General features: G+C 57.4%; 21 protein-coding genes and 3 pseudogenes. 7 read left to right on the forward strand and 17 right to left on the reverse strand.

Annotation, left to right across the window (positions count from 1 at the left end):
- Positions 1-50 precede the first annotated feature (50 nt).
- Positions 51-449, reverse strand: coding sequence for a DUF6165 family protein (locus ACSBPQ_RS11525; RefSeq protein ID WP_442682280.1), 399 nt, complete (start codon positions 447-449; stop codon positions 51-53).
- 317 nt (positions 450-766) lie between these two features.
- Here ACSBPQ_RS11525 and ACSBPQ_RS11530 point away from each other — a divergent pair, with 317 nt between their 5' ends.
- Positions 767-1984: a tyrosine-type recombinase/integrase gene (locus ACSBPQ_RS11530; RefSeq protein WP_442682281.1), complete on the forward strand. Its 1218-nt coding sequence runs from the start codon at positions 767-769 to the stop codon at positions 1982-1984.
- Positions 1985-2186: 202 nt separating this feature from the next.
- Positions 2187-3191, forward strand: coding sequence for a Fic family protein (locus ACSBPQ_RS11535; RefSeq protein ID WP_442682282.1), 1005 nt, complete (start codon positions 2187-2189; stop codon positions 3189-3191).
- 520 nt (positions 3192-3711) lie between these two features.
- Here ACSBPQ_RS11535 and ACSBPQ_RS11540 read toward each other — a convergent pair.
- Complete coding sequence (locus ACSBPQ_RS11540) at positions 3712-4359, reverse strand: hypothetical protein (RefSeq protein ID WP_442682283.1); 648 nt, start codon at positions 4357-4359, stop codon at positions 3712-3714.
- 227 nt (positions 4360-4586) lie between these two features.
- Here ACSBPQ_RS11540 and ACSBPQ_RS11545 point away from each other — a divergent pair.
- Positions 4587-5605, forward strand: a pseudogene (locus ACSBPQ_RS11545) (IS30 family transposase).
- Positions 5606-5699: 94 nt separating this feature from the next.
- On the opposite strand, the pseudogene ACSBPQ_RS11550 reads toward ACSBPQ_RS11545, so the two are convergent.
- From ACSBPQ_RS11550 to ACSBPQ_RS11560, 3 genes and pseudogenes are all read right to left on the reverse strand, one after another.
- Positions 5700-6215, reverse strand: a pseudogene (locus ACSBPQ_RS11550) (IS5 family transposase); the annotation flags it as partial.
- A gap of 18 nt (positions 6216-6233) precedes the next feature.
- Positions 6234-7196, reverse strand: coding sequence for an IS1595 family transposase (locus ACSBPQ_RS11555; RefSeq protein ID WP_442682284.1), 963 nt, complete (start codon positions 7194-7196; stop codon positions 6234-6236).
- Between the two features lie 108 nt (positions 7197-7304).
- Positions 7305-7453 (reverse strand): annotated as a pseudogene (locus ACSBPQ_RS11560) (IS5/IS1182 family transposase); the annotation flags it as partial.
- Positions 7454-7604: 151 nt separating this feature from the next.
- Between ACSBPQ_RS11560 and ACSBPQ_RS11565 the strand changes: the two are divergent.
- A complete protein-coding gene (locus tag ACSBPQ_RS11565) occupies positions 7605-8777 on the forward strand; it encodes a hypothetical protein (protein WP_442682285.1) in 1173 nt (390 codons plus the stop codon).
- Positions 8778-9289: 512 nt separating this feature from the next.
- Here the strand turns inward: ACSBPQ_RS11565 and ACSBPQ_RS11570 are convergent.
- A complete protein-coding gene (locus ACSBPQ_RS11570; RefSeq protein ID WP_442682286.1) occupies positions 9290-9550 on the reverse strand; it encodes an integrase core domain-containing protein in 261 nt (86 codons plus the stop codon).
- A 153-nt stretch (positions 9551-9703) separates the two neighbouring features.
- On the opposite strand from ACSBPQ_RS11570, the gene ACSBPQ_RS11575 reads away from it, so the two are divergent.
- Positions 9704-10012: a hypothetical protein gene (locus ACSBPQ_RS11575; RefSeq protein ID WP_442682287.1), complete on the forward strand. Its 309-nt coding sequence runs from the start codon at positions 9704-9706 to the stop codon at positions 10010-10012.
- Positions 10013-10036: 24 nt separating this feature from the next.
- On the opposite strand, the gene ACSBPQ_RS11580 is transcribed toward ACSBPQ_RS11575, so the two are convergent.
- Entirely contained in the window at positions 10037-11272 is a 1236-nt protein-coding gene (locus ACSBPQ_RS11580) for an IS256-like element ISEc58 family transposase (protein ID WP_001137513.1), read from the reverse strand.
- An 84-nt stretch (positions 11273-11356) separates the two neighbouring features.
- Between ACSBPQ_RS11580 and ACSBPQ_RS11585 the strand changes: the two genes are divergently transcribed.
- Complete coding sequence (locus tag ACSBPQ_RS11585) at positions 11357-12493, forward strand: hypothetical protein (protein WP_442682288.1); 1137 nt, start codon at positions 11357-11359, stop codon at positions 12491-12493.
- 105 nt (positions 12494-12598) lie between these two features.
- A complete protein-coding gene (locus tag ACSBPQ_RS11590) occupies positions 12599-13459 on the forward strand; it encodes a MobA/MobL family protein (RefSeq protein WP_442682289.1) in 861 nt (286 codons plus the stop codon).
- Positions 13460-13513: 54 nt separating this feature from the next.
- Here the strand turns inward: ACSBPQ_RS11590 and ACSBPQ_RS11595 are convergent, their stop codons facing one another.
- From ACSBPQ_RS11595 to ACSBPQ_RS11640, 10 genes are all read right to left on the reverse strand, one after another.
- A complete protein-coding gene (locus tag ACSBPQ_RS11595) occupies positions 13514-14968 on the reverse strand; it encodes a YfjI family protein (protein WP_442682290.1) in 1455 nt (484 codons plus the stop codon).
- The gene (locus ACSBPQ_RS11600) at positions 14965-15312 is read right to left on the reverse strand and encodes a hypothetical protein (RefSeq protein WP_442682291.1); all 348 of its coding nucleotides are present in this window, start codon (positions 15310-15312) and stop codon (positions 14965-14967) included. The genes ACSBPQ_RS11595 and ACSBPQ_RS11600 overlap by 4 nt, the downstream gene beginning before the upstream one ends.
- Entirely contained in the window at positions 15312-15614 is a 303-nt protein-coding gene (locus ACSBPQ_RS11605; protein ID WP_442682292.1) for a helix-turn-helix transcriptional regulator, read from the reverse strand. The genes ACSBPQ_RS11600 and ACSBPQ_RS11605 overlap by 1 nt, the downstream gene beginning before the upstream one ends.
- 326 nt (positions 15615-15940) lie before the next feature.
- On the reverse strand, positions 15941-16828 hold the full coding sequence (locus tag ACSBPQ_RS11610; protein ID WP_442682293.1) for a recombination directionality factor: 888 nt from the start codon (positions 16826-16828) through the stop codon (positions 15941-15943).
- Positions 16822-17811: a YqaJ viral recombinase family nuclease gene (locus ACSBPQ_RS11615; RefSeq protein ID WP_442682294.1), complete on the reverse strand. Its 990-nt coding sequence runs from the start codon at positions 17809-17811 to the stop codon at positions 16822-16824. The genes ACSBPQ_RS11610 and ACSBPQ_RS11615 overlap by 7 nt, the downstream gene beginning before the upstream one ends.
- A gap of 122 nt (positions 17812-17933) precedes the next feature.
- Complete coding sequence (locus ACSBPQ_RS11620; RefSeq protein ID WP_425519936.1) at positions 17934-18443, reverse strand: JAB domain-containing protein; 510 nt, start codon at positions 18441-18443, stop codon at positions 17934-17936.
- Positions 18443-18994 carry a DUF932 domain-containing protein gene (locus tag ACSBPQ_RS11625; RefSeq protein WP_442682295.1) on the reverse strand — a complete coding sequence of 184 codons (552 nt, stop codon included), beginning with the start codon at positions 18992-18994 and terminating at the stop codon, positions 18443-18445. Before ACSBPQ_RS11625 ends, ACSBPQ_RS11620 begins: the two co-directional genes overlap by 1 nt.
- A 51-nt stretch (positions 18995-19045) precedes the next feature.
- Positions 19046-20281 (reverse strand): IS256-like element ISEc58 family transposase, encoded by a 1236-nt coding sequence (locus ACSBPQ_RS11630; RefSeq protein WP_001137513.1) that lies wholly within the window; start codon positions 20279-20281, stop codon positions 19046-19048.
- Between the two features lie 18 nt (positions 20282-20299).
- Positions 20300-20749: a DUF932 domain-containing protein gene (locus ACSBPQ_RS11635; protein ID WP_442682296.1), complete on the reverse strand. Its 450-nt coding sequence runs from the start codon at positions 20747-20749 to the stop codon at positions 20300-20302.
- A gap of 373 nt (positions 20750-21122) precedes the next feature.
- Positions 21123-22958: a DUF262 domain-containing protein gene (locus ACSBPQ_RS11640; RefSeq protein WP_442682297.1), complete on the reverse strand. Its 1836-nt coding sequence runs from the start codon at positions 22956-22958 to the stop codon at positions 21123-21125.
- Positions 22959-22989 lie beyond the last annotated feature (31 nt).

Raw genomic sequence — 22989 nt, forward strand, 5'->3', positions numbered from 1 at the left:
CCCTTTGCCGGGGCAAACCGCTGCAGGGTATGGCCCTCGCGACCTGCGGCTCAGCCGGCGCGGTAGTCCTGGTAGGACTTTTCTTCGACGTAGCTGGAACCTAGGGCCAGGTTGATGGCCTTCTTGATGCGCGCGCGCTCGTCGTTCTGGAAATACACGCTGCGCGCCAGTTGCACGAAGGCATCGTCAAACGCCTGTGCCTTCTCCTTGAGGCGGATATCGTCCTCGATGTCCCACAGGCGCTCGTTGACCGCTTTCAGCGCCGCACGCAGCGCGGTGATGTCCTGCCCCGCCGCCGGGTGCGCCATCCAGGTGGCATCCAGCGCCGCCAGCTCCTTGCGGACATTGGCCAGCTTGCCCGCATCGCTCATCCGCTCGGACTTGATCTGCAGGATGGAGATTTTGTCGAGCAGTTCGCCAAAGGACACGGGCACAAGAATTTCAGACATGACAGCTACCAGTTGGATCAGGCGCACAGTGTAGCCATCGGCAACCGGTCGCGGAGCGGTCATTGAGCAAGACGTGGCAGGCTCCATTGCTGAAACAGAAAAAACCGCCCGGAGGCGGCTTTTTCATGTATCTGGCGGAGAGGGGGTCTGCCATCGAACTGTTCGTATAAATCCAGAACCATCCAGATTTAAGATATTTTATCATTTTATTTCAACAACTTATAAAAATATCAATCCATGTGCGTCCGAAGCCGCCCATCACTATCCAGGGCGAAATGGCATACTGGATGGCATACCAGATGGCATACCAGACACCCATGGCACTGCTTACCGACATCAAAGCCAGAAGCACCACTCCCGGGAGCACAGCACTGCCACACGGCGGAGTCACCGGCCTAAGCCTGCATCCTTCACGCACACAGAAGGGTCAAGGTAAGTGGGTCCTACGCTACGTGAGTCCTACCACTGGCAAACGCCGCAATGCGGGCCTCGGCAGCTACCCGCATGTGGGCATCGCCCTTGCCGGCAAGCTGGCTCGCGAAATGCGCGAAGAGATTGCACTTGGGCAAGACCCCCTGGCGACCAAGGCGCCCCCAGTTGCTGCCCCCGTGATGCCGACCTTCCAAGAGGCGGCAGAACAGGTACATGCCGAACTCAAGCCAGGCTGGAAGAATGCCAAGCATGCTCAGCAGTGGATCAACACGCTTACCGAATACGTCTTCCCCAAGATCGGCTCATTGCCGATGGATCAACTTCAGCCCCGTCATATGGCAGATGTCTTGCGCCCGATCTGGCTGGAAAAAGCGGAGACAGCTTCCCGAGTAAAGCAACGTTTGCATGCTGTGATGGCCTGGGGCTGGGCACACGGGTTCAACCAAGCCAACCCTGTGGATGTAGTCACCCATCTACTACCGGTACAACCCAGCAAGACGGTCCGACAAGAGCATCAACCTGCCATGCCTTGGACTGACATCCCGGCATTTATTGAAGCCAAACTGGCAGATGCAAACGAGCTGGATGTCACTAAGCGCGCATTGCTATTTTTGATCTTGACCGCAGCGCGCTCTGGCGAGGTAAGAGCCATGACCTGGGATGAGGTCAATCTCCGCAAGAAATTGTGGACTGTTCCCGCCGATCGCATGAAGGCTAGCCAGGTCCATCGCGTACCCCTCTCTGAACAAGCCATCACTTTGCTGCAGGGGCAAGCAGGCCATCACGATCAGCTGGTTTTCCCATCGATCCAGTCCCGAACAGTTCTCTCCGATATGACCCTGACAGCACTACTGCGCCGCCTGAAAGCTCACAGCGACAACGATAAGCGGGTAGCCACCGCACATGGCTTTCGCTCAAGCTTTCGTGACTGGTGCAGCGAGAAGGGGTGTGCGCGCGATCTCGCTGAGCGCGCCCTGGCCCACACTGTCAAAAACAAGGTCGAAGCCGCCTATCACCGCACTGATCTGCTGGAGCAACGACGCCCCATGATGCAGGCATGGGCTGATTTCATCCTGCCAGAGAAGCTGGCGGCAACGAAGTGAACGCGCCCGACCCTGATCGCTCTAGTCCGTCCATACGCCCCCACAAATAGTGATCAAGACATCCACACCTCAGCTCCACTTCTGGGTCTCCTATGACAAGCTCCGCAACGATAAAAGCAGCATTGCGGTATCCGACAAACATGGCATCTGCTAGTAGCCGGATCGGCTCCTTTTCCCTCAAAGAGCTGGAGCGACCGCAGTGATGACCAAGTCTCGTTACCTCCCACCATTCACCCCCACCAGCGCGATCATCGCCCTGGTGGCAGGGATTGCCGAGCAGGTAGGCCGCCTCAGTGCCCAAGTCGACTACGGGATGGATCTGCGCCTGCGCAGGGTCAACCGTATTCGATCGATTACCGGCTCGCTGGCTATCGAAGGCAACTCGCTGAGTGAAGAACAGATCACCGGCATCCTTGAAGGCAAAACGGTTCTGGCCCCACCCCGTGAGCTACAGGAGGCGCACAATGCGCTGGCCGTCTATGAAAGTCTGCCGCGCTGGAAGGCCAGCAACGAGCGCGACCTACTGGCTGCTCACCGGCTGCTGATGCATGGCCTGCTCGAGCATCCAGGCGCCTACCGCAGTAGCGGGATTGGAGTTATGGCCGGTACCCAAGTCGTCCACATGGCGCCGCCGGCCAACCGGGTGCCGGCTCTGATGGGCGATCTGCTGGGCTGGCTGAAAACCACCAGCGAGCACCCGCTGATTGCCAGCTGCGTATTCCACTATGAGTTCGAATTCATCCATCCATTTAGCGATGGCAACGGCCGCATGGGCCGGCTCTGGCAGACGCTGATCCTGAGCCAATGGCAGCCGGCGTTGGCCTGGCTCCCAGTGGAAAGCCTAGTGCACCTCCACCAAGCCGGGTACTACCAGGCCATCAATGACAGCACGGCTGCGAGCGATTGCGCGCCATTTGTCCATTTCATGCTTGAACGGATCCACGAGGCCGTCGTGAAGGCCAGCAATCAAAAGACAGGGAAAACGACAGTGGAAACGACAGGGAAGGTCGCCAAGAAAAAGGCACTCCCGACACCGCAAGCGGTGCTGAAACTGCTGACCAAGCGTCCAACCCTAACCGTGCCTGAGCTGGCAGCTGAATTAGGCAAGGCCGAAATCACCATCCACCGCGCCATTCGTAGCCTAAGAGAGTCAGGACAACTGGAACGAATTGGCCCGGACAAGGGTGGCATGTGGAAAGTTCTGTGAGCGGTAATTGCCGCGGTGTTGGACGCTCATACTAGCGGACCGTGCATTGGCCCATACAGTCAAGAACAAAGTCGAAGCCGCCTATCACCGCACTGATCTGCTGGAGCAGCGACGCCCCATGATGCAAGCATGGGCTGATTTCGCCCTTCCACTGGAAGCATGAGATAGGCAATGGTCTTCACTCTCCACATCGAGGTTGCTCACAAGCTTGTGGGCATGGCCCCCGCTGCGTTCTTCGAGTACGCCACGGGCCTGTACCACATGAACTATCGTCGAGGACGTGGCTACACAACCTTCATGGCCAAGCGCGAGCAAGTCGAAGCACATTCGGACTCGCTACTGCTGCGCATGCTCCAGAAACGCGGCGTCCCAGGCGCCGAATTTCGAGGATTCAAAGAGGAAATCCCCCAGGGGCGCCCGGCTACCAATCCCCGGCTAACTACGAGAAATTCACTACCTGAAATTCCCTATCTCGGTGTCCATCAGAACTTGACCACGACATTAAAGCTCTTTTGCCTAGTTACAGTTCTTGGTCAAAGTCACAGTCAATCTCGCCCGTACCTTCTACGTTCCAACAGTACAACGCTTGAACGCCTGCCCACTGCTCCTGGACGGCGCCTACCAGCTTGCCAGTTTCGTCCAGGCAAACATTAGAGGTGCAGCGCCAGCCCGGGTTGAACGTATCGATGTTCATAACCAGCGGCAGCTCCTTAGCAGTTTCTTCCAAATTAATATCCCGACCACGATCATCCCAACAGTTGATATGCCAGCGGATATTATCGATCAGACTCGACTCGCATTCAAAATCGAAGTAAGCGTAACCGTGGGAACCTTGCCCAACAGTGTGCCACTTCTGGCTATTGGCATAAGCCTGACCGCCAGCCTTGTAACGCTTGGCAGCGATAACATCCTCCGGCAGATCAGACGGTGACCACTTAGACGGTGGAATGAATATATCGCCCTCTACGCCCAGCTCCTCACGAACATGGTCAGCCGGGATACCTTCCACGGAGTTGGCTTTAGAGGAACTGGCTTTACTGGCCGGATCTTCCGCAGCGCCATAGGCTTCACGGAGTTCAGCCATGGTCTTGGGGGAATCGGCATTGGAGCAGGACACGGAGGCCAAGCATATGGAGACAGCAATTGCAATTCTGTGGAAGTTGGTCATCGTCGCTCTTTATGCAGGTTGCAGGCAGGTACCAATGAAAGATAGTACTTTATTGACTTTATTGCACGAACCGATCTTTGGGCACAATACCCCGTCCGGACGGATTTGTCCCATGACAACCGTTTTCGGTCGACCAAACTGGCTGAAACGATTGAGTAGTACTACCCACACCTGCAGCTCCTTAGACTCAACTTCCAAGTGCAACGCCCCCATATCGGGTCGTTGCCATGTCCAGAACCTATCAACACCTGAGCCCTGAAGAACGGGCCGTAATCATGATCGAGCGCCAAAACGGCAGCAGTTTACGAGCGATCGGTCTGCGCCTTGGGCGATCGGCAGCCACTGTTTCGCGGGAGCTGCGGCGCTGCGATCAAGATGCGTACAACGCCAGCCAAGCCGCTCTGAGCTATCGCCGGCGCCGCAGCCGTTGCAGACCAATGAAACGGTTGGTGGCCGGAGGCAGGCTTTATCAATACGTCCACGACCACCTTGTCTACAGGCGCTGGTCACCGCAGCAGATTGCCGCCAAACTCCGCCAGATGCCTGAGTCCATCAGCCCTGGCCTTGTCAGGCACGAAACGATTTACGCGGCCATCTATGCCCAGCCACGCGGTGCACTCAAACAGGCCATGGTGGAAGCGCTCAGGCAAGCCAAGCCGACGCGCGGCCCGAGGCGCAAGCCGGCCGCAGCCAGGACCTTCGTCCCGGAAGAGCTGAGCATCAAGTACCGTCCCGAGGAAATTGAGCAGCGACTGCTGCCAGGCCACTGGGAGGGCGACCTGATCAAGGGCGCCTTCAACCGCTCGGCCGTGGGTGTATTGGTGGAGCGCAAGACACGCTTCGTCATCCTGTGTCGGATGAACGGCTGCACAGCAGCAGATGCACTGGAGGGCTTCAGCCGCCAGATGAAGAAACTGCCAGCCTTCCTACGTGAGAGCCTGACCTATGACCGCGGTAGCGAGTTGGCCTGTTTTGATGCCTTGAGTAAGCGGGTGAGCATGACTATCTGGTTCTGCGACCCGCATGCCCCTTGGCAGCGCGGCAGCAATGAAAACACCAATGGCCTGCTGCGCCAGTTCCTGCCAAAGGGAACGGATCTTTCGATAGCCAGTCAGACCCTGCTCAACGATATTGCACGCCTGCTCAATGGACGGCCACGTAAAACACTGGGCTGGAAAAGCCCGGAAGAAGCGATGGCCGAGGAGCTGGCGAAATTTTATCACTCCGTGTTGCACTTGAATCTTGAGACCGCCCTCCATAACTTGACGTTCAAAGGTGCGGGACATCACCCGTTCGCCCAGTCGTTTTCAAGCTGCAATTGCATCATTGCGAACGGATTATCCAGCCGCCTCGCACTTCCAGGGACGCGCACTGCATCGTGGCGGAATGACGGAAATCGCGCCGCGTTCGGCAATCGCGGTTTGGCACGCTTCGGTGGCGTAAGCGCCATCGGCACTGACGCGAATGATCGGCTCATCCACTGCGATCTGTTGCAGCAGGTACGGCAACATCGGCGCGCCACCTACGCAGTTGTCGTTGACTTCAATAGCACGAATCTCCAGTGTCTGCGCGTCTATTCCCAAGTACACATTGCGCACTGCCGCCGATAGTCAGCGCCGCACTTCTTGCGTTTCCATTCCTCTTCATCCAAGAGTTTGATCCCAGCGCTGTCCACAAGCAGGCGCAGGCCCTTGGGACTTGACCGATAGTTTAGCTGCACATCAAGCATGGCTTGACGTCGGCTCGGCGTGACCAGCCAAGCGCAGAAGGCTTGGCACCACTCCAAATGTCTGCCGCAATGGCTGGCCGAACAGAATCTCGATGCTGAGGCAAAACTGGATCGCCGCATCGGAATACCTGATTAGCCCCGACTCTCAGCCAAGAAAGTTGCTCGCAATCCGCAGACGCGGCTCCGGAGATGGTTTGCACCGCATCATCGCGGTCGCAAGTCGCGACAGCGTCTCGCGCAGACGGAACCGGCGGTTGAAACGGTACGCCGCTTCGGCCAGGTAGCGCCGCGCGTACTTGGCTTGTTTGACGGCATGGTAGGTGCCACTGATCGCCCGCTTGAGGTTGCCCAGCACGACGTTAACCCATCGCGCTCCAGCCACTTCGGTGGCGGCGCGGCCGCCGCCGGTGTCGAGCGTTGTGTGGGCGTGGCCGGCGTCTTCGAGCCGGCGGAAGCAAGCCAAGCCGTCACTGTAGACCTCGCACTCAGGTGCCAGGCGGCGCGTGATCCAGTCGTTGAGCGAGGCGTTGTCGAAGCTGCGGACCGGCTCGATCACTGCGAAGGTCGGGCGGTCGAGGTGTTCGTCCGTCTGCACTGCGATCACGAACGCCTGCTTGTTCTCCGATCCGCGCCCGGGCTTGCCGCCGTTGCGCTCGCCGCCCCAATAGGCGTCGTCAAGCTGCACGAAACCCTGGAGTTTTCTGGAATCCTCCCGCTCGGTCATGGCCTGCATGACCTTGTGCTTCAGGCGCCAGGCGGTCTTGTAGTTCACGCCCAGGTGGCGCATCAGTTCCAGCGCAGCCAAATTGGTCTTGGTCGAGGTAAGCAGGTGCATCGCCAGCATCCAGGTGCGCAGCGGCAGTTTGGTGCCTTCGAACAGGGTGCCCGCCGTCAAGGTCGTCTGATGCCGGCAAGCGCGGCACTGGTAGTAGATCGCATCGCCGCGCCTGAATCGCGAACGCGCGCGTCCGGCACAGGCCGGGCAGCGGTAGCCTTCAGGCCAGCGCCACTTGTACAAGGCCCGGTAACACTTTGCTTCGGTGCCGTAGCGGTGGATGAACTCGCTCATCGAGAGGCCGGGTTGGAACTGCACGCGGTTGATGCCCATGGCGCCACCTCGTTGGCTTCAGGTGGCACCATGCTGTGCCGCAGGCGGCGCAAATCCTGCGACTCGCGGCTGAGGGTCGGGGCTAATCAGGTCGGAATATGTCTAGCAACGTCCACGCTTGCCGGTGGACTTGGCGTACCAGTTCATCCTCTGATCCCCAGGCACACCGACAGCAAACCACGTACCTTCAGCGCTGCGTTGCACTGCGCCCAATTCGTCGTGCGATAGCAGTGCCGCGTTGACTTATGATCCGTCAACGGATCAGCGTATCAGGGCGCTGATGTGCATTTGTGCGACAAAGCCAAGGCGAACTGGCATGGTGCGAACTGTTTTGGCATGATCAGCTTTGGTTTGGCTCTGATAGGGGTAAGCCTTTTTATGTGGAAATTAAATTTTCAAAGGAGTTTTATGAGTATCGTTATTTCAGCGCAAAGGAAAAGCGCCTTTTTCCGTATTCTCGGGAGCGGCCTAGTCATTGCCATAGCTCTCGGGCTGGTGGGTTGCGAGAACGCCGCGATTTCTGCTGTCAAGGAGTCGTATGTTGACAATGGCAAGACGCTGACGGCCGCGCAACTGCTCAATAATAGGCAGGCTTGCGGAAAGGTAACGTGGAGAAAGCTCGAGGATAACAATGGGCGCACCGTGGTGGAGTACAAGTGCACATTTCCTGATTCCGATGACTTTCTCGCCTCTAATCGGGAGAATTATATTGTCGGGCAGAAGGCATACAATACCGAGCGAATTAACAGATATAAGCTTGATATCGCCAAGTATGAAGATGAACTGTCGAATTTAGTGCGAAGGAGTGACGGTGATGAGCTGCGGAATTTCGAGTCCACCACGGCACCTAAGCCTTCTTCTGATCACTATAATCGGCTGATTGCGGTCAGAAAGCAGCTCATTGCGATTAGCAATGAGTACTCAGAAAGCGCCTATGTGAGATTTTTGCTAGGCGATGACTTTAAATGGGCGCTTAATTATTCACGCATGACAGATGAGCATGCGGATATGATTCGATTTTTTAGGGGATTCATCGGGCCGCTTGAACGGCAATTTGAGTATATGGAGAGTCAATCCACCCCAGCTGATCGGGCGAACTACAAAAAAAATAATATAGATAGGTACCTGCAGCGAATGCGTGCTTATATCGACGAGCTGGGTGACTTTTTTGCAGGGCAGATCGCCAGGGAGGAGATGCTTGAGGAAGAAGAGAGACAGCGAGCATACGCGCTTGAAGAGCTGAATAAGGAAGGATCCGCCAGGATACGTCAGGACATGATCGACATTCTCAAGGAGAGGATCGAGGAATCGAATAAATATATTGCTGAGCACGAAGATAAAATCAATGGCTTAAAAGAGCAGAGCGAGATCGATTACCCGAGATATGAGGGCATTGTTGAGACCTTTCAGTGGGTGGTGAATCGTGAAAATAAACCAACACTAATTTCGGGCCAAGTGGTAGCTCTAAGCGGCAACCCTAATGAGAATAAGATCATTAAACACCATCGGGGCGCAGATGCCCTTGAGATCTTGTCACAGAGTGATGCAATTAACTACAGAGAGTACCTTCGGCTTGACTGACCACTCCTCATAACTGCGGCCGCTCTCCAGGTCAACTCATCTATCCGGACTGGGTGGGAAGGAAATTGTCATATCCGCGGAAATGTTTAAGCCCTATGATGGGGCTTCATTTTTTGCGCTAAATGAAATAACTGGTCGGCAAAGTCGCAACCAAAATAAATTAAAAAATACAATTCAGCTGAAGTTAGCGGGCGCTGTCATTGCGCGTGGAAAATCCGTAATAACGCGCTTATCTATGGCATAGATGAATGAAATAAAGATCTAAATGCCTGCATTGTGTTTGGTTGTGGAGGCAGTCCTTAATCGCTTCACGCGATTGCTCGGCGCGCCCTGTCAGCAGACTTTGATGCCACCCAGTCCTTTAATAGATAATTCAAAGACATACGCACAAGGCCCGGCATCGTCCGGGCCTTGTGCGTTTATGTCGTATAAATAGATGAAATACGATACATCTTGTCGAAAAGATGACCTATACGGGTGCGCATGTAATGACCCACCGATTTCTGCTCAGGTCATACGGTTAACGTAGCGGCATAGGCCGCGTCCGGGGTCATCATCTTCAGCGCCTGGTGCGGGCGCTGTTGGTTATAAAAGGCGATCCAGTCACCGATCACCCGCAGGGCATGGGTCTGGCTCTCGAAGCGATGCCGATGCACGCATTGCTCCTTCAGTGTGTCCGGATCACCCGCTCCACCATCCCGTTCTGTTGCGGGCAGTGCGGGGTGATGAACTCCTGCTGCACCCACCGAAATCAATGAAGTGGGACCGCCCAAGCACTACGTGTGCTTTGGTGCGGCACCTTGTGGACAAGGGCTTGAGCGAGCAGCTGGGATTGAATATGGCGTGATTTAAGCTGTAATATTACATTGAGATGTATTTATAACAAAGACGGTGGAGTGATGGCTAAGAGGCTCACGGAGCAGAGCATGTTTGAGGCAGATAAGTCAGCTTTCGATTTCAGGGCAAGTGAGGAAGCGAACACCCTTGGCAGCCTTTTGGCTGAGCTCAATGCCCAGTACTACAAGGAAAGTGGTGAGCCGATAACAGCAAGGGATCTCCGGAGAACGCTAGAGTTCTTGGAGCAATCCATTGGTATCAAGGTAAAGGGTAGTACCCAAAGAATACCTGTCTCGACATTGAAGACCATCAAGTTGTTGTATGTGAAAGGCACGAATAGCGGCAAACATCTGCTTGGTTTACTCGCCCCGCGGGCGTGTCCGATTTTTTGTGTGTGAGGCGGTTTAGTCCGGAAGTCTCTTTCAGCGAGCCAGCGTGAATCGGTCTTCGTAGATTATCGCGAACTGGTTCATCGCCGCTTTCCAGTGCTGAGACGCGCGGCTCCACTCGGCGGTGATGTTCCGCAGCGCCAGCCAGATCAGCTTGGTGGCGGCCTCGTCGCTGGGGAAGTGGCCGCGGGTCTTGATGATCTTGCGCAGGCGCGCATGCACGCTCTCGATTGCGTTGGTCGTGTAGATCACCCGGCGCACGTCCGGCGGGAACGCGAAGAACGGCACCACGCGCGTCCAGGCACGGCGCCAGGCGGCGACCACCGTCGGGAAGCGCTCGCCCCAGTCGCCGGCCTCGAACGCATCCAGCTCGGCCTCTGCGGCCTCGGCGGTCGGGGCCGTGTAGATCGGCTTGATCGCCGCCGCCAGCGCCTTGCGGTCCTTCCAGCCCGCATAGTCCAGGCTGTTGCGGATCAGGTGCACGATGCAGGTCTGCAGCGTGGTCGCCGGGAACACCGCTTCCAGCGCCTCCGGGAAGCCCTTCAGGCCGTCAGCCACGCCGATCAGGATGTCGTTGACGCCGCGCGTCTTGAGGTCGTTGAACACCTTCATCCAGAACTTCGCGCCCTCGGTGTTCTCGATCCACAGCCCGAGGATGTCGCGGGTGCCGTCGGCCAGCACGCCCAGCGCCAGATACACCGCCTTGTTGCGCACCACGCCGTCCTCGCGGATCTTCACCCGCAGCGCGTCGAAGAACACCACCGGATACATCGCTTCCAGCGGCCGCGCCTGCCATGCGGTGACCTCGGCCATCACCTCGTCGGTGACCTTGCTGATGAACTCCGGCGACACCTCGACGCTGTACATCTCGGCCAGGTGCCCCTGGATCTCACGCACCGTCATGCCGCGGGCGTACATCGAGACGATCCGATCGTCGAACCCGGCGAAGCGACGCTCGTGCTTGGGGATCAGCTGCGGCTCGAACGTACCCGTCCGGTCGCGCGGCACGTCGATGCGCAGCGGACCCTCGTCGGTCAGCACCGTCTTGCCGCTGCGGCCGTTGCGGTGGTTGCCGCTCCCGCCCTCGGCGTCGGCCAGGTGCAGGCCGAGCTCCGCGCCCAGCGCCCGCTCGATCACGGCCTTCTTCAGCTGCTGGAACACGGCTTCGACCCCGGCCGCGTCCATCGGACCCGGGATCAGCTTCTCGAGAAATTCCTTCGGCAGATCAATGGCCGGCGTGACCACCGGCGTCTTCTTCTTGCGTGGCATACATGCTCCTTGGCAGCATCATGGTATGCCTCTCACACAAAATTTCTGACACGCTCCGCCCCGCCAAGCGAGGGCGAAGCGACCATGGAGTTCAGCACTGGTACCACTATCCCACGAGACAAAGATGCTGCCGCGCTCATTACGTCACTGACGCAGAGCTTGTCCATCGAAGTTGATCCCGTGAAACTGAAGCTTTTCTACAGGATGCTGGGCAACAAGGATCTGCACACCTCAGCGGAAAAACTTCTGCTCCATTCCGAGCGAACCAACGATGAGGTGAGGCATATCCTGACAAGCGAAATATTCGGTGATGACCACACACTTGCCAGCGCATATTCAAAGCTTTCCAAACGATTGGACTCGATTGGATTCCGGCGAACCGCCGATTCAGACACGCCAGCGAATGAAGCGCTATTCGTGTATCTGGAAACGCTAGCGTTCCAGCACTTTGCCCGCCACTATCCGTCACACCTTAAGGAAACCCGGATCAAGAAAGAAATCGGGCAGATTGAGGAACCGATGGAGAGCTTCTGCCGGCTAGTGAGTGAGGAGACCAATACTCATATCTCCCCATCGACAAGAATGTTCTCTGTCAACAAATTTCACAGTCTAGTCTTTGACTGGCCAAAGGAAATCGCAGAACTAGTGAAAGCTGCCACCGGCTTTGACACTTCATCGCTACTGATGAAGAAAAATACAGTCAGGTCCCGAGCACTTCTGGCTTCATATGCTTACCGTTCGTTTGATAGCTCTGATCACGACGCCAAGATCCTTTCGGTGCATGACATCGTGGCTGCATTGTGCTCGTTCCGGTATCAGCAAGAGGCAGGTGACGACTACAAGCCCTACTGGCATGGACAAGGTGAGCAAGGCAAGGATCCCCAGCGTCTCTTTGACAAAGGGCTTAGGTCAAATGATCCCCACCAGCACCAAGGCGTTATCCAGATCTACCTCAACCGGTTCTATGAGTTTCAAGCATCGTTCAAAGGAACGACACATAGCCATCACGCATGGATGCAGTTTCAGACATCCCGTCTTCAAGCCTACCTTCGTCTAGTTGAGATCAACGACATTGTCAGCCTTGCTAATGGCGTGATAGGGATGAACTTCCTCTGCATAGACATGGCCAAAGACATCATGATCGAGCACATGGATCACAACAAGTATTTTTTTACTACACACCCTCTTATACATATGGAGATGGAACACACAATCCGGTAGCACAGAAAGAACAACGAACTGATGCATCGGATGGAGAGAGGAAGAGCACGCGCACTTACCCTTTCTCCTGAATTATCAAAAGTTAAGCGATAGCCCATCTCCACAGTGGCCGACGAGAGCATTCTCGCCGGCCTTTTTTATTCTTCATGGAGAAAGGGTGATACCGCAATGGCAAGCTTCCACTACAGCATCAAAAGCGGCAAGAAAGGCAGTGCACGCAGGCACGCCAATTACATCGAGCGACAAGGCTCACATAGTGACAAGAAGGACCTTGTCCACACGGGTCACGGGAACATGCCCGAATGGGCGGGCAATGATCCGAAACGGTTCTGGAGCATTGCTGACAAGCATGAGCGTGCCAATGGCGCAGTCTACCGTGAGCATGAAATCGCACTACCGAGTGAGCTCAGCACCCAACAACAGACCGAACTGGCTGACCGAATCGCCAAGAACCTGGCAGGTATCAAACCCTATCAGTACGCAATCCACGCACCTGAAGGGAAACTTGGCGGAGATCCGAACCCACACATCCATCTGATGTGTTCAGACAGGCTGCCTGACGGGATCGAACGAGCACCTGAACAGACCTTCGCTCGCTACAACTCAAAGAATCCTTCCACAGGTGGATGCCGTAAGGACAGTGGGGGCAAAAGCCCGATGGAGTTGAAGCAGCAGGTAACTGCACAGCGAAAGCTGGTAGCTGATATCCAGAATAGATTCCTTGCTGAGAATGGATATTCGACCCGCGTAGATCATCGCAGCTTGCGAGAGCAAGGCATTGCCAGGCCCGCAGAACGCCACCTCGGCCAACGCTTCGTCAAGGAGATGGCAGACGCCGAGAAGTCCCAGTATGCTCAATGCCGCAAAGACGGGAAGGCAGCTTCAGCGCCTAGCAATCTGGCAGAAATCAGTACTCCACCCGGCGATTCTGCGACAAAGTCGCAGAATCAAGATAAATCCAGCTAATCTCAACAGAAAAGCCCCTGCCTATTGCAGGGGCTGCCTTGGTCGTGAGCTAGCTTACAAAGCCCTCCGCTCAAAGTAGTAGTTCATCAACCGCAGATAGGTCCTCTTGTCCCGGTAGCCGGGACCGATCTGAATCGCCCCCTGAATTTTAAGAATCGCGAGGGCTGCGTTCAGTCTTGCTCGGTCACGTACAGGCCCACAACGCAAAACCTGGTTCTTGGGGACGTACGTATCTGAGTTGCGTCCCTGCCACCACCTTGTAAAGAGATAGCTGTCCAATGCTCGAGCATCAACCTGATCCTGAGCCATCACAAAGTCGGGGGAGAACAGATATTTGTACTCCTCGACGTGCCACCGAACGATGTCGAAGGCACGATTGATCGTATCGAGGGTAATGTCACCTCCCTCTCCACTGAAGTACTGCATCGATGCAGCGAGTCGAGCCACGATCTCCATGATCTTTGCCGCAAAGTCATTGATGTCACTCAAGTACTCCCCGTCGCGCAGCATGGACTCAGTCTCTGCTGCCAATGCCACCCAACGCGCCCTGGCATCTAGCGTGAAGGACACGACTTCACGAGCGATTGCCCCCGTGGCAGACAGCTCCTTGTACTTAGACAACAACTCGGCGATCCGCTCATGGAATGCAGGCAAATGCTCCCAAACTGGCTCCACGTCCTCGATTCGCCGGTAACCCATCATGGAGCGAGGCCACGCGACCAGGTAGCGTGCCCAGTGCCCACTACCTTTTGCGACAGAACCTCGCCTATTGAGGAACTGCTTGAGCGGTTCGTACTGGGTCATGATGCTCACCGAAACTCGCGGATTCATCGCAATCAGATGCTCGTTTTCCGCACGATCCAACGGCATCATTCCTGGTGAATCCCAGAGCCGATTGAGCAAGCCCACATTCGCCATTGCCTCGCTCTTGAACAGCATGTGCCCTTCGTCAGTAGTGATCGCGATGGACTCGCCATCACCCTGTAATGCCTCCATGATGGCCTTGGCCGTGATGTCCTGCCTCAGGAAGCAACGCAGGCGAGGCTGCAAAGGCTTCTTTCCGGCATACTCCTTCAGCTGTGCTTCCAGCGCTTCGCTAGACATCCCTGAAGCAACCGCTTTACTGATTGCCCCCTTCAGCCCCTTCACCTTAGCCGTCCACAATCCCAGTTCTACCTCGTAGGACTCAGCCTGCAGCTTGAACGCAGTCATCGCCTTCATATCTGCATCGCGGAAAGGTGCCTGCAGCAGCTCGAACACGGTCGACTTGCGCTCTCCAGACTCAGCCACAAGCATCAAGTTCTGCGTTACCGGCCTAGTTTGGCCTGTCGGCAGCTTGACATCGATCAGTCCCTGGCATGTCATCGAAATGGCATTGATAAGCCCCATGCCGATCATGGCATCGGGTACCTGAACATTGCGTCGGAGCTCAAGACCAGCCTCACGCGCAACGTGATGGAAGGCGTCCAGCGGATAGTAGGGGGCAAAACGAGGCTGATTGGCAGTCATCCCGCATCCTCCTCAGTCGTTACAGCAGCGGTCATTTCTTCGGCCTCGACCAACAGCCGACCGCAGCTCGTACAACGAGCTGCATCACCATCCGCCTGACGACGAGCACGCTCCTCCTTGAGCAGCTTGCGGAACTGAATCAGATTCAGCTCATGCTTGTACGCAGCATTGAACTGATCTACCAAGACCTTCTTTCGCATCTTCCTTGCGATGTGCTGTTCCAGGATCGGATAGGCCTCCCTGAAATCCTGCTCAAGCTTGCTCTTCCCCTTGGACAACTGTTCATCCAAAGCCTGCTTGAGCGCGGCGAGGGGCGAAGTGGGGATTCCGAAATTGGCCGCCATCACTTCGCCTCCTGGCCACGACGGAACTTGGCTGCGCGCCCTTCAGCCCATGCGATGGCCTCATGGGTCCAGTAGAACTTCGGTGACAGTTCGCTGTCATAGAGCGGAATGCCCTTCGGGAAGTCCGGATCGGACTTCATCAGCTCGTACGCCTTGCTCCTGCTGACACGGAGCAGCTTGATCAGCTCTTTCAAGCGCAACGTAGGGCTATTCGGCCAGGCTGCATTGTTGGCAGTGTGTTCCACTTCGGACAAAGTCGGGCTCTTGTCGCCGTGGCGCAGACTGTTCGTCTTGTACTGCATATTGGACTCCTAAACGTTGTGAAAGTACGTGTGTAGGAATCCGGCCGGTTCCTGACTGGAGACGCGCTCCAGTGGAGGAGATTTCAACCGAACAGGTTTCCAAGAGCCATGAAAAAAAAATCAAGATTTGTTCTGGTCGATATCCGCAACAACACGAATGCACTCATTACCAATATAAATCATGCACTTACAAGGCCAGGGAGCTTTCGCTCCCTGGCCTGTCTCGTCCTCTACGTTCGCAAACCGGTCCGTTCCATCAGCTGTCCACTCCGAACCTGCCTGCCTTTGGTCCGTAACTGATACAGGTCAGGACCGGCACTGCTCCCCTACGACGCCAACCGAGACGCCTGTGCTTCCAGTCTGTCCTTGAGACTTACGTTCGCAGGAGTCTGAGCAACCTCGTCGTGTCCTGACGGATAGAACTCCTCGACCACAGCCGGCACATCTTCGTCCAGGTCCTCAAAGGACCCGTTAGCAAAGCCCTGTCTCGCAGCCTCATCCAGTGCAGCTTGGTCAATGCCCGCTGCAGCTCTGGTAGCGTGCTGCTCTACTGCCTCTGCGACAGCCTGTTCGAGTGTCAGCCCAGTTCGAACCACCAGATCAACGTAGTAGATCGCCGACCGGTAACTCATCGTCGTTGACTTGCCTCGCAGCTTCAGTTCCAGCGGCAGGCAGGACAGCCTTCCACCCGACACCGCACTGAGATAGTGAAGCCGAGCTGCCAGTGTGCGGATGGTGTTGTAGGAGGTGGTGCGCAGGACAAAGCTGCCCATCGCATCCCCCTCCCCGTCCCCAATGACCACATTCAAGCGGGCGTAGGCTTTGCAGCCCCCACTGGCAAACTGGCACGCATCTGGACTAGGGCAAGGTAGCGTCTCCATGCCATCTGGCCCTACACGACGGCAGGTGTCTCCATTGCCTACGCACAGCGGTCTTCCGTTCTCGCGATTGAACAGCGAGTAGTCAGCCCGGAGGTTCAGGGTTGGATCGTCGAAGAGCAGGCGCACCGGGATGGATCGCAGCTTGTTACCCTCCGATGCCTTCCGCAGCTCTTCATCCAGCGGGTGCAGCACCCAACCCTCACGGTTCTGTACCTGGCTGGTTAGGGTGAACTGATCGTCCTTCTCAGGTAGTCGCTTGCCATTGCGTTCTACTACCCGGCCAATGGAAATACGCCCAATCACGGGCGGCGTGATAGCCAATCCCTTCAGCATGATGTGACCTCTTTGATCGTGGTGTTGATCCGGAAGCGGCGCGAACCCGGACGTACGACCGTGTAGGCCGCAGCAATCTCCGGGTGCTCGGCTGCGAGCCGCTTGGTGTCCAGTGACGTGCCATCCTTGCTGCGGCGGTAGATCACCTCCCCCAGTGAACCGAACCGGGCAATGGAAGCGTCCCCCATGGCTTGCTGCAGTGTCTGCTTGAGCAGTTCTGCCTGCTGCTCCTGCTCGGCAACTGCCTCAGTGATCGTGACCAGGTTGGTGAAGGTCTCGACCAATTCCGGGTCCTGACTGAAATCGACAACGGTGTCCTTGCCTGGGTACAAGCTCCGCAACGCCCTGGCCGCTGACTCCGAGCCATCGGCTGGAGGCTCGATGTCATTGATGACGTGCTCCCAGAACCGGGCCTCTAATACCACCAAGCGGCTGATGATCTCTTCGTCTCGCTCAATACGGTGGATCCTTAGCGCCTGGCCACACAGCAGCACTGCCACATCTGCCGCCTGCTTCCCCGTCACTGCCAACTGATGCTGTACCTGCAGCTGCACGTACTCGGGAACCCCGTCTTTCCACAGCCGAGAGCCGAACTCCCCTGCTGTCTTGCACTCAAGAATTTGGACCGCCGGGGAACCAATTACCTCTCGATCGAGGTTGGCCAGCATGTGCGGAAAGGTCGGATGCTGCAGAACGGCGTTGACCCGGCGTACCCGGTTCCCCGTGCGCTCCTGGTAGGCCGTGGCCACCATGGGTTCGAGCAGGGTTCCCCAGTAGCGGGGATCCTCTTGTCCAGGGGGGATCTCTTCCATTGGCTTGCGGCCCGTCTTCTCCTGCCACAGCTCCAGCTGGCTCTTGTAGGGGTTCAACCCGACGGCGGTGGCAGCATCCGAACTACCGATGCCGCCATTGCGGACCTCCAGCCACTGCTGGCGATCCAGTGAACGCGTATCAACCAAACGCAACGCGGTGTGCTTGCTCATTGGCAATCTCCGGAATAGAAAAGGCCGCCTTGATGGGCGGCCTTGGTCAGGTCTTTCATTTCAAGCTATCGATGTGGGCAAGTTGGATGGGCGAGGCGAAAGCACTGCTCGCTGCAGGTCTGTCAGACCATGCCTTGAGAGGCCATCGAGACCACCTCTTGGCTGGTGACAACGAAATGGTCCAACAGCCTCACGTCCACGGTGTCCAAGGCAGCCTTCAGCAGCGCCGTGACTGCCCGATCTGACGCAGATGGCTGCAAGCTACCGCTTGGATGGTTGTGAGCCATGAGTACCGCCGATGCATTGTGGGCAAGTGCCCTCTGAACCACGATCCGAGGATGGACCTCGGCTGCGTCAATCGTCCCTGAGAAAAGCCGCTCAACTGCGATGAGCTGGAACTGCGTGTTGAGAAAGGCGACCTCAAAATGCTCGCGGTTTTCGCCTCCCAGACGTAGCCGGAAGAACAATGCACCCTGGGTTACTCCTCCCAGCACCTCCCCTGGCAACGATGCCCGTTTCTGCAGGATCTGCAGCGCCCTCGCAATCGTCCTGTCCTCACGTACCCGGATCCTGCTCTCCTCCTCATTGGATCCGGCCCCTGATGTGGTCATGTGATAGGCCTGCGCTTCCATCAGGCCACCAACTTCATCACTTCATCCCACGCGCGCTGCTTGAGCTGAGCTCCAGCACCGAACCATGCCGCATCACGGCGGTGATCATCGCTACGGGCTCGTCGGTGGTGGTCAACGTACTCCGTGACGCTGTTGAGTACGCCCCAGGCCGTTGCACGGCTGGAAGGCAACAACGCGCCACGACCGCCGCCCTCATACAGAGCACGGACACTGGCCAGCGCCTGCTCGTTGACGACCTCAGCGGTGGTGCCCTGGCCTTGGTAGGTAAGCACCCGTCGCAACAGACCATCGACCGTATCGGGGTCAACTGGACGGTCACAGAGGGCTTTCATGCGAGACACGAAGTTGTCCCAGGTCGAGACGGTGATCCCCAACTGGCGCTTCACAGCAACCGGGTCGAACTGACTACGATGCGGGACCTTGATGGCTCCGCTGTTGTCTCCCAGAGCGATCTGCAGGGTGTTGTTGCACACCACGCGCACCGAGGTGAACTGCGCCGTGGTGGCCAACGTGCCGTCACAGGCAGTAGCAAGCAAAAGATAGCCATCCACCGGGCGTGTCCGATTTTTTGTGTGTGAGGCGGTTTAGTCCGGAAGTCTCTTTCAGCGAGCCAGCGTGAATCGGTCTTCGTAGATTATCGCGAACTGGTTCATCGCCGCTTTCCAGTGCTGAGACGCGCGGCTCCACTCGGCGGTGATGTTCCGCAGCGCCAGCCAGATCAGCTTGGTGGCGGCCTCGTCGCTGGGGAAGTGGCCGCGGGTCTTGATGATCTTGCGCAGGCGCGCATGCACGCTCTCGATTGCGTTGGTCGTGTAGATCACCCGGCGCACGTCCGGCGGGAACGCGAAGAACGGCACCACGCGCGTCCAGGCACGGCGCCAGGCGGCGACCACCGTCGGGAAGCGCTCGCCCCAGTCGCCGGCCTCGAACGCATCCAGCTCGGCCTCTGCGGCCTCGGCGGTCGGGGCCGTGTAGATCGGCTTGATCGCCGCCGCCAGCGCCTTGCGGTCCTTCCAGCCCGCATAGTCCAGGCTGTTGCGGATCAGGTGCACGATGCAGGTCTGCAGCGTGGTCGCCGGGAACACCGCTTCCAGCGCCTCCGGGAAGCCCTTCAGGCCGTCAGCCACGCCGATCAGGATGTCGTTGACGCCGCGCGTCTTGAGGTCGTTGAACACCTTCATCCAGAACTTCGCGCCCTCGGTGTTCTCGATCCACAGCCCGAGGATGTCGCGGGTGCCGTCGGCCAGCACGCCCAGCGCCAGATACACCGCCTTGTTGCGCACCACGCCGTCCTCGCGGATCTTCACCCGCAGCGCGTCGAAGAACACCACCGGATACATCGCTTCCAGCGGCCGCGCCTGCCATGCGGTGACCTCGGCCATCACCTCGTCGGTGACCTTGCTGATGAACTCCGGCGACACCTCGACGCTGTACATCTCGGCCAGGTGCCCCTGGATCTCACGCACCGTCATGCCGCGGGCGTACATCGAGACGATCCGATCGTCGAACCCGGCGAAGCGACGCTCGTGCTTGGGGATCAGCTGCGGCTCGAACGTACCCGTCCGGTCGCGCGGCACGTCGATGCGCAGCGGACCCTCGTCGGTCAGCACCGTCTTGCCGCTGCGGCCGTTGCGGTGGTTGCCGCTCCCGCCCTCGGCGTCGGCCAGGTGCAGGCCGAGCTCCGCGCCCAGCGCCCGCTCGATCACGGCCTTCTTCAGCTGCTGGAACACGGCTTCGACCCCGGCCGCGTCCATCGGACCCGGGATCAGCTTCTCGAGAAATTCCTTCGGCAGATCAATGGCCGGCGTGACCACCGGCGTCTTCTTCTTGCGTGGCATACATGCTCCTTGGCAGCATCATGGTATGCCTCTCACACAAAATTTCTGACACGCTCCATCCACCCGGTCACGCCCCTTGAGCGACGTGCTCTGGCCCGTCCGAGCCATGGCCCAGAACTTCTTGCCACCCTTGAGCACCCCCGCCGTCTCCAGCTCAAAGCCACTGTGCTGCGTCAGGTCACGGTAGAACTCCAGGATCTCTCCCGGCTGGACCACCTTGAACCGCTTGGAGACGACTGCCAGCGGCTCCCTGGTATCGGAGCGATAGAGCACCTTCTGCTCCGGGAAGGAGTGGATGGCACCGATGGCACTGCTCCCCGTAATGAAGCGGACCTCGGAGTCCTCGATCTGCCAATCCATGCCTGCCTGACGCTTCCAGACCTCAATGGGTTGGTGCTGTTCAAGCTTATTGCCCAGACCATGCCACGGCTTAGCACCCGCATAAGCCATCGTTTCAACCAGATGCATCGTATTTTCCTCGCTTCTTACGGCACAAACGCACAAGGCCCGGACGATGCCGGGCCTTGTGCGTATGCCAATGCAGTATCAATTAAAGGGTTCGATGTCTTCACTGCCCGAAGACAGAGCACACCGAGCAACCGCAGCGATGATGGAGGCTGCGACAACCAAAACACAGTACAGACAATCGGATCTTTCTTTCATACAGCCATACCCAAGGAAGATGCTTCATTGCGGAGCATCGACACGCGAAGCCAGCAACCACCGGCATCAACTGGGTAATATGTGTCTGAATTATTCTTGACTAAAGGCTTCTCTAATCGCTGCAACGAGTAGCCATCATCATTCAGCATTTCTATCAAACTTTGATCGCGAACTTCCATCAAACGTCAATTGGCGTCGTCTTCCAAACGTCCTGCGCTAAGACAATGAGCATCGCGTGGCGCTTCTCGATGGACGCTGCATCCCACTCCGGAAACGCTTCCAGCTTGGAGTTGATCCGCGAGATGGACGTGTTTTGCCCAACGTCCGTCAGCGCCACCAGGCTGCGAGTCAGATAGTTGCCGCTCTTGCTGTACTCGACCTGCTTGGCCGTGTAGAAGTCATTGCCTGCGACGATGTTGATGGGTTTCTCAAGCAAGGTCAGATTGCCCAGCCGGTTCTTGAAGTGGTCGTAGGCCATCCCCGGATTCTCCGTTGCCCAGTTGCTGCGCAGATCGTCCTCTGGCTTGTTGGGCAGGATGTGCTCGATTTCCAGATTGGTGAACGGCTCCAGGCTGCCCGGCACCTTCAGCCCGCTGAAGGCCATGTCGACGTGCTGCGTCAGTCGCGCCAGCAGGTAGCGCGTGCGGTACTGCTGCATGGAGTGCAGCGTGAAACGCTTGAGGGCGTCGGTCAGCTCCTGCGATTTGCCCGCCATGTTCTTCTCAAAACGCTCGGCAATGAAAGCGTTGAGCTGCACCTTCTGTTTCACCGGATCGCTGGTCTCGGCAATCACGCGCAGCTCGTCGGCCCACTGTGAGAAGCTGCGTTCCAGATCCTTGGTCGGTGTCTTGGTGAAGATGTAATAGAAAAGGAAGCTCTCCAGCTGCGCAACGAAATGGTCGAAGAGCGGCTTTGGGAAATTCGCCGCTGCCAGCAGCAGGACGAAGTGCAGACTGAACGCGCCGCCTGCCAGGCGCTTGAGGCTGTCCATTGCCAGGCTCGGCTTGCCATCGTTGCCAAGCCCGTTGGCAAAGGCTAGGTAGTGCTCGACGTTACGGATTACTTTGCGCACGAACTCGAAGGGCTTGCCTGCGTAATCGCACAGCGCCGCGTTGTCCTTGGCGATGAACCAGTCATAGATTTCGTCCTCGCGCACCACCGCGTCGCCGCGTTCGTTCTTGATGACGTAGTTGGCCATCAGGAAGTAGCGAAGGAAGCGCAGTGGCTTTTCCTTCTCCTTCTCCAGCGGCTTGGTGATCTTCTTCCACTCGTCCTTGAGCTGGGTGAACTGCGCTTGCTTGACCTGCGTGAACAGCAGGTTCTTGAGCAAGTCCATCGGGTTCAGGCCCACGCCGCGCTCGTTGATGGTCTCGAAAATCTTCAGCGCGCTGCTCACGTCGGTGGAGATCTGGATGAACACCACGTTGTTGGCCAGATAGCCCCAGTACTTCTTGAGCTTGGCCGTGTCGTCGTAGTTGTCCTTCAGGTAGCGATACAGCGTGCTGTAGGCGCTCACCAGATTATCAAGCGAGCCGAAGCTGGCGATGCCTGCCGCCTGGATGCCTGTGCGCACGGTCATAGGTTCGGCGTCCAACTCCACCAGCTTGGCCATCACTTCGCCTGCGCTCTCGTAACGCGGCTCCAGCTTCAGGTTGGTGCGCACATCGCCGTCGCCGTCCACGTAGCTGGTCGAGATCAGCCCGGAGATCATCTGCCGCTGCGGCTCGCCCTGAAATAGATGCTTCAGCGCGCACAGAAGCAGGAAGAACGTGGTCAGACGCTGCTGGCCGTCGATCACCTCGTAATGGTTCTTCTGGTCAGTCGGCGACACCAGCACGGTGCCGATGAAGTATTCCCGCGTCGTGCCCGCATCGATCTGCTCACCGATGTCCTCCAGCAGCTGATGCACCTCCTTGTCCGTCCAGACGTACTCGCGCTGGTAGTCGGGGACGATGTAGAAGCATTCCCTGAAGGCTTCCTCGATGCTGTACTTGTGGTTTTCTATGCGGGCCATGAGTTGATTTCTCTGACTATTTCAATTGGGC

This window comes from Stenotrophomonas sp. JC08, assembly GCF_052180205.1.
Classification (GTDB): Bacteria; Pseudomonadota; Gammaproteobacteria; order Xanthomonadales; family Xanthomonadaceae; genus Stenotrophomonas.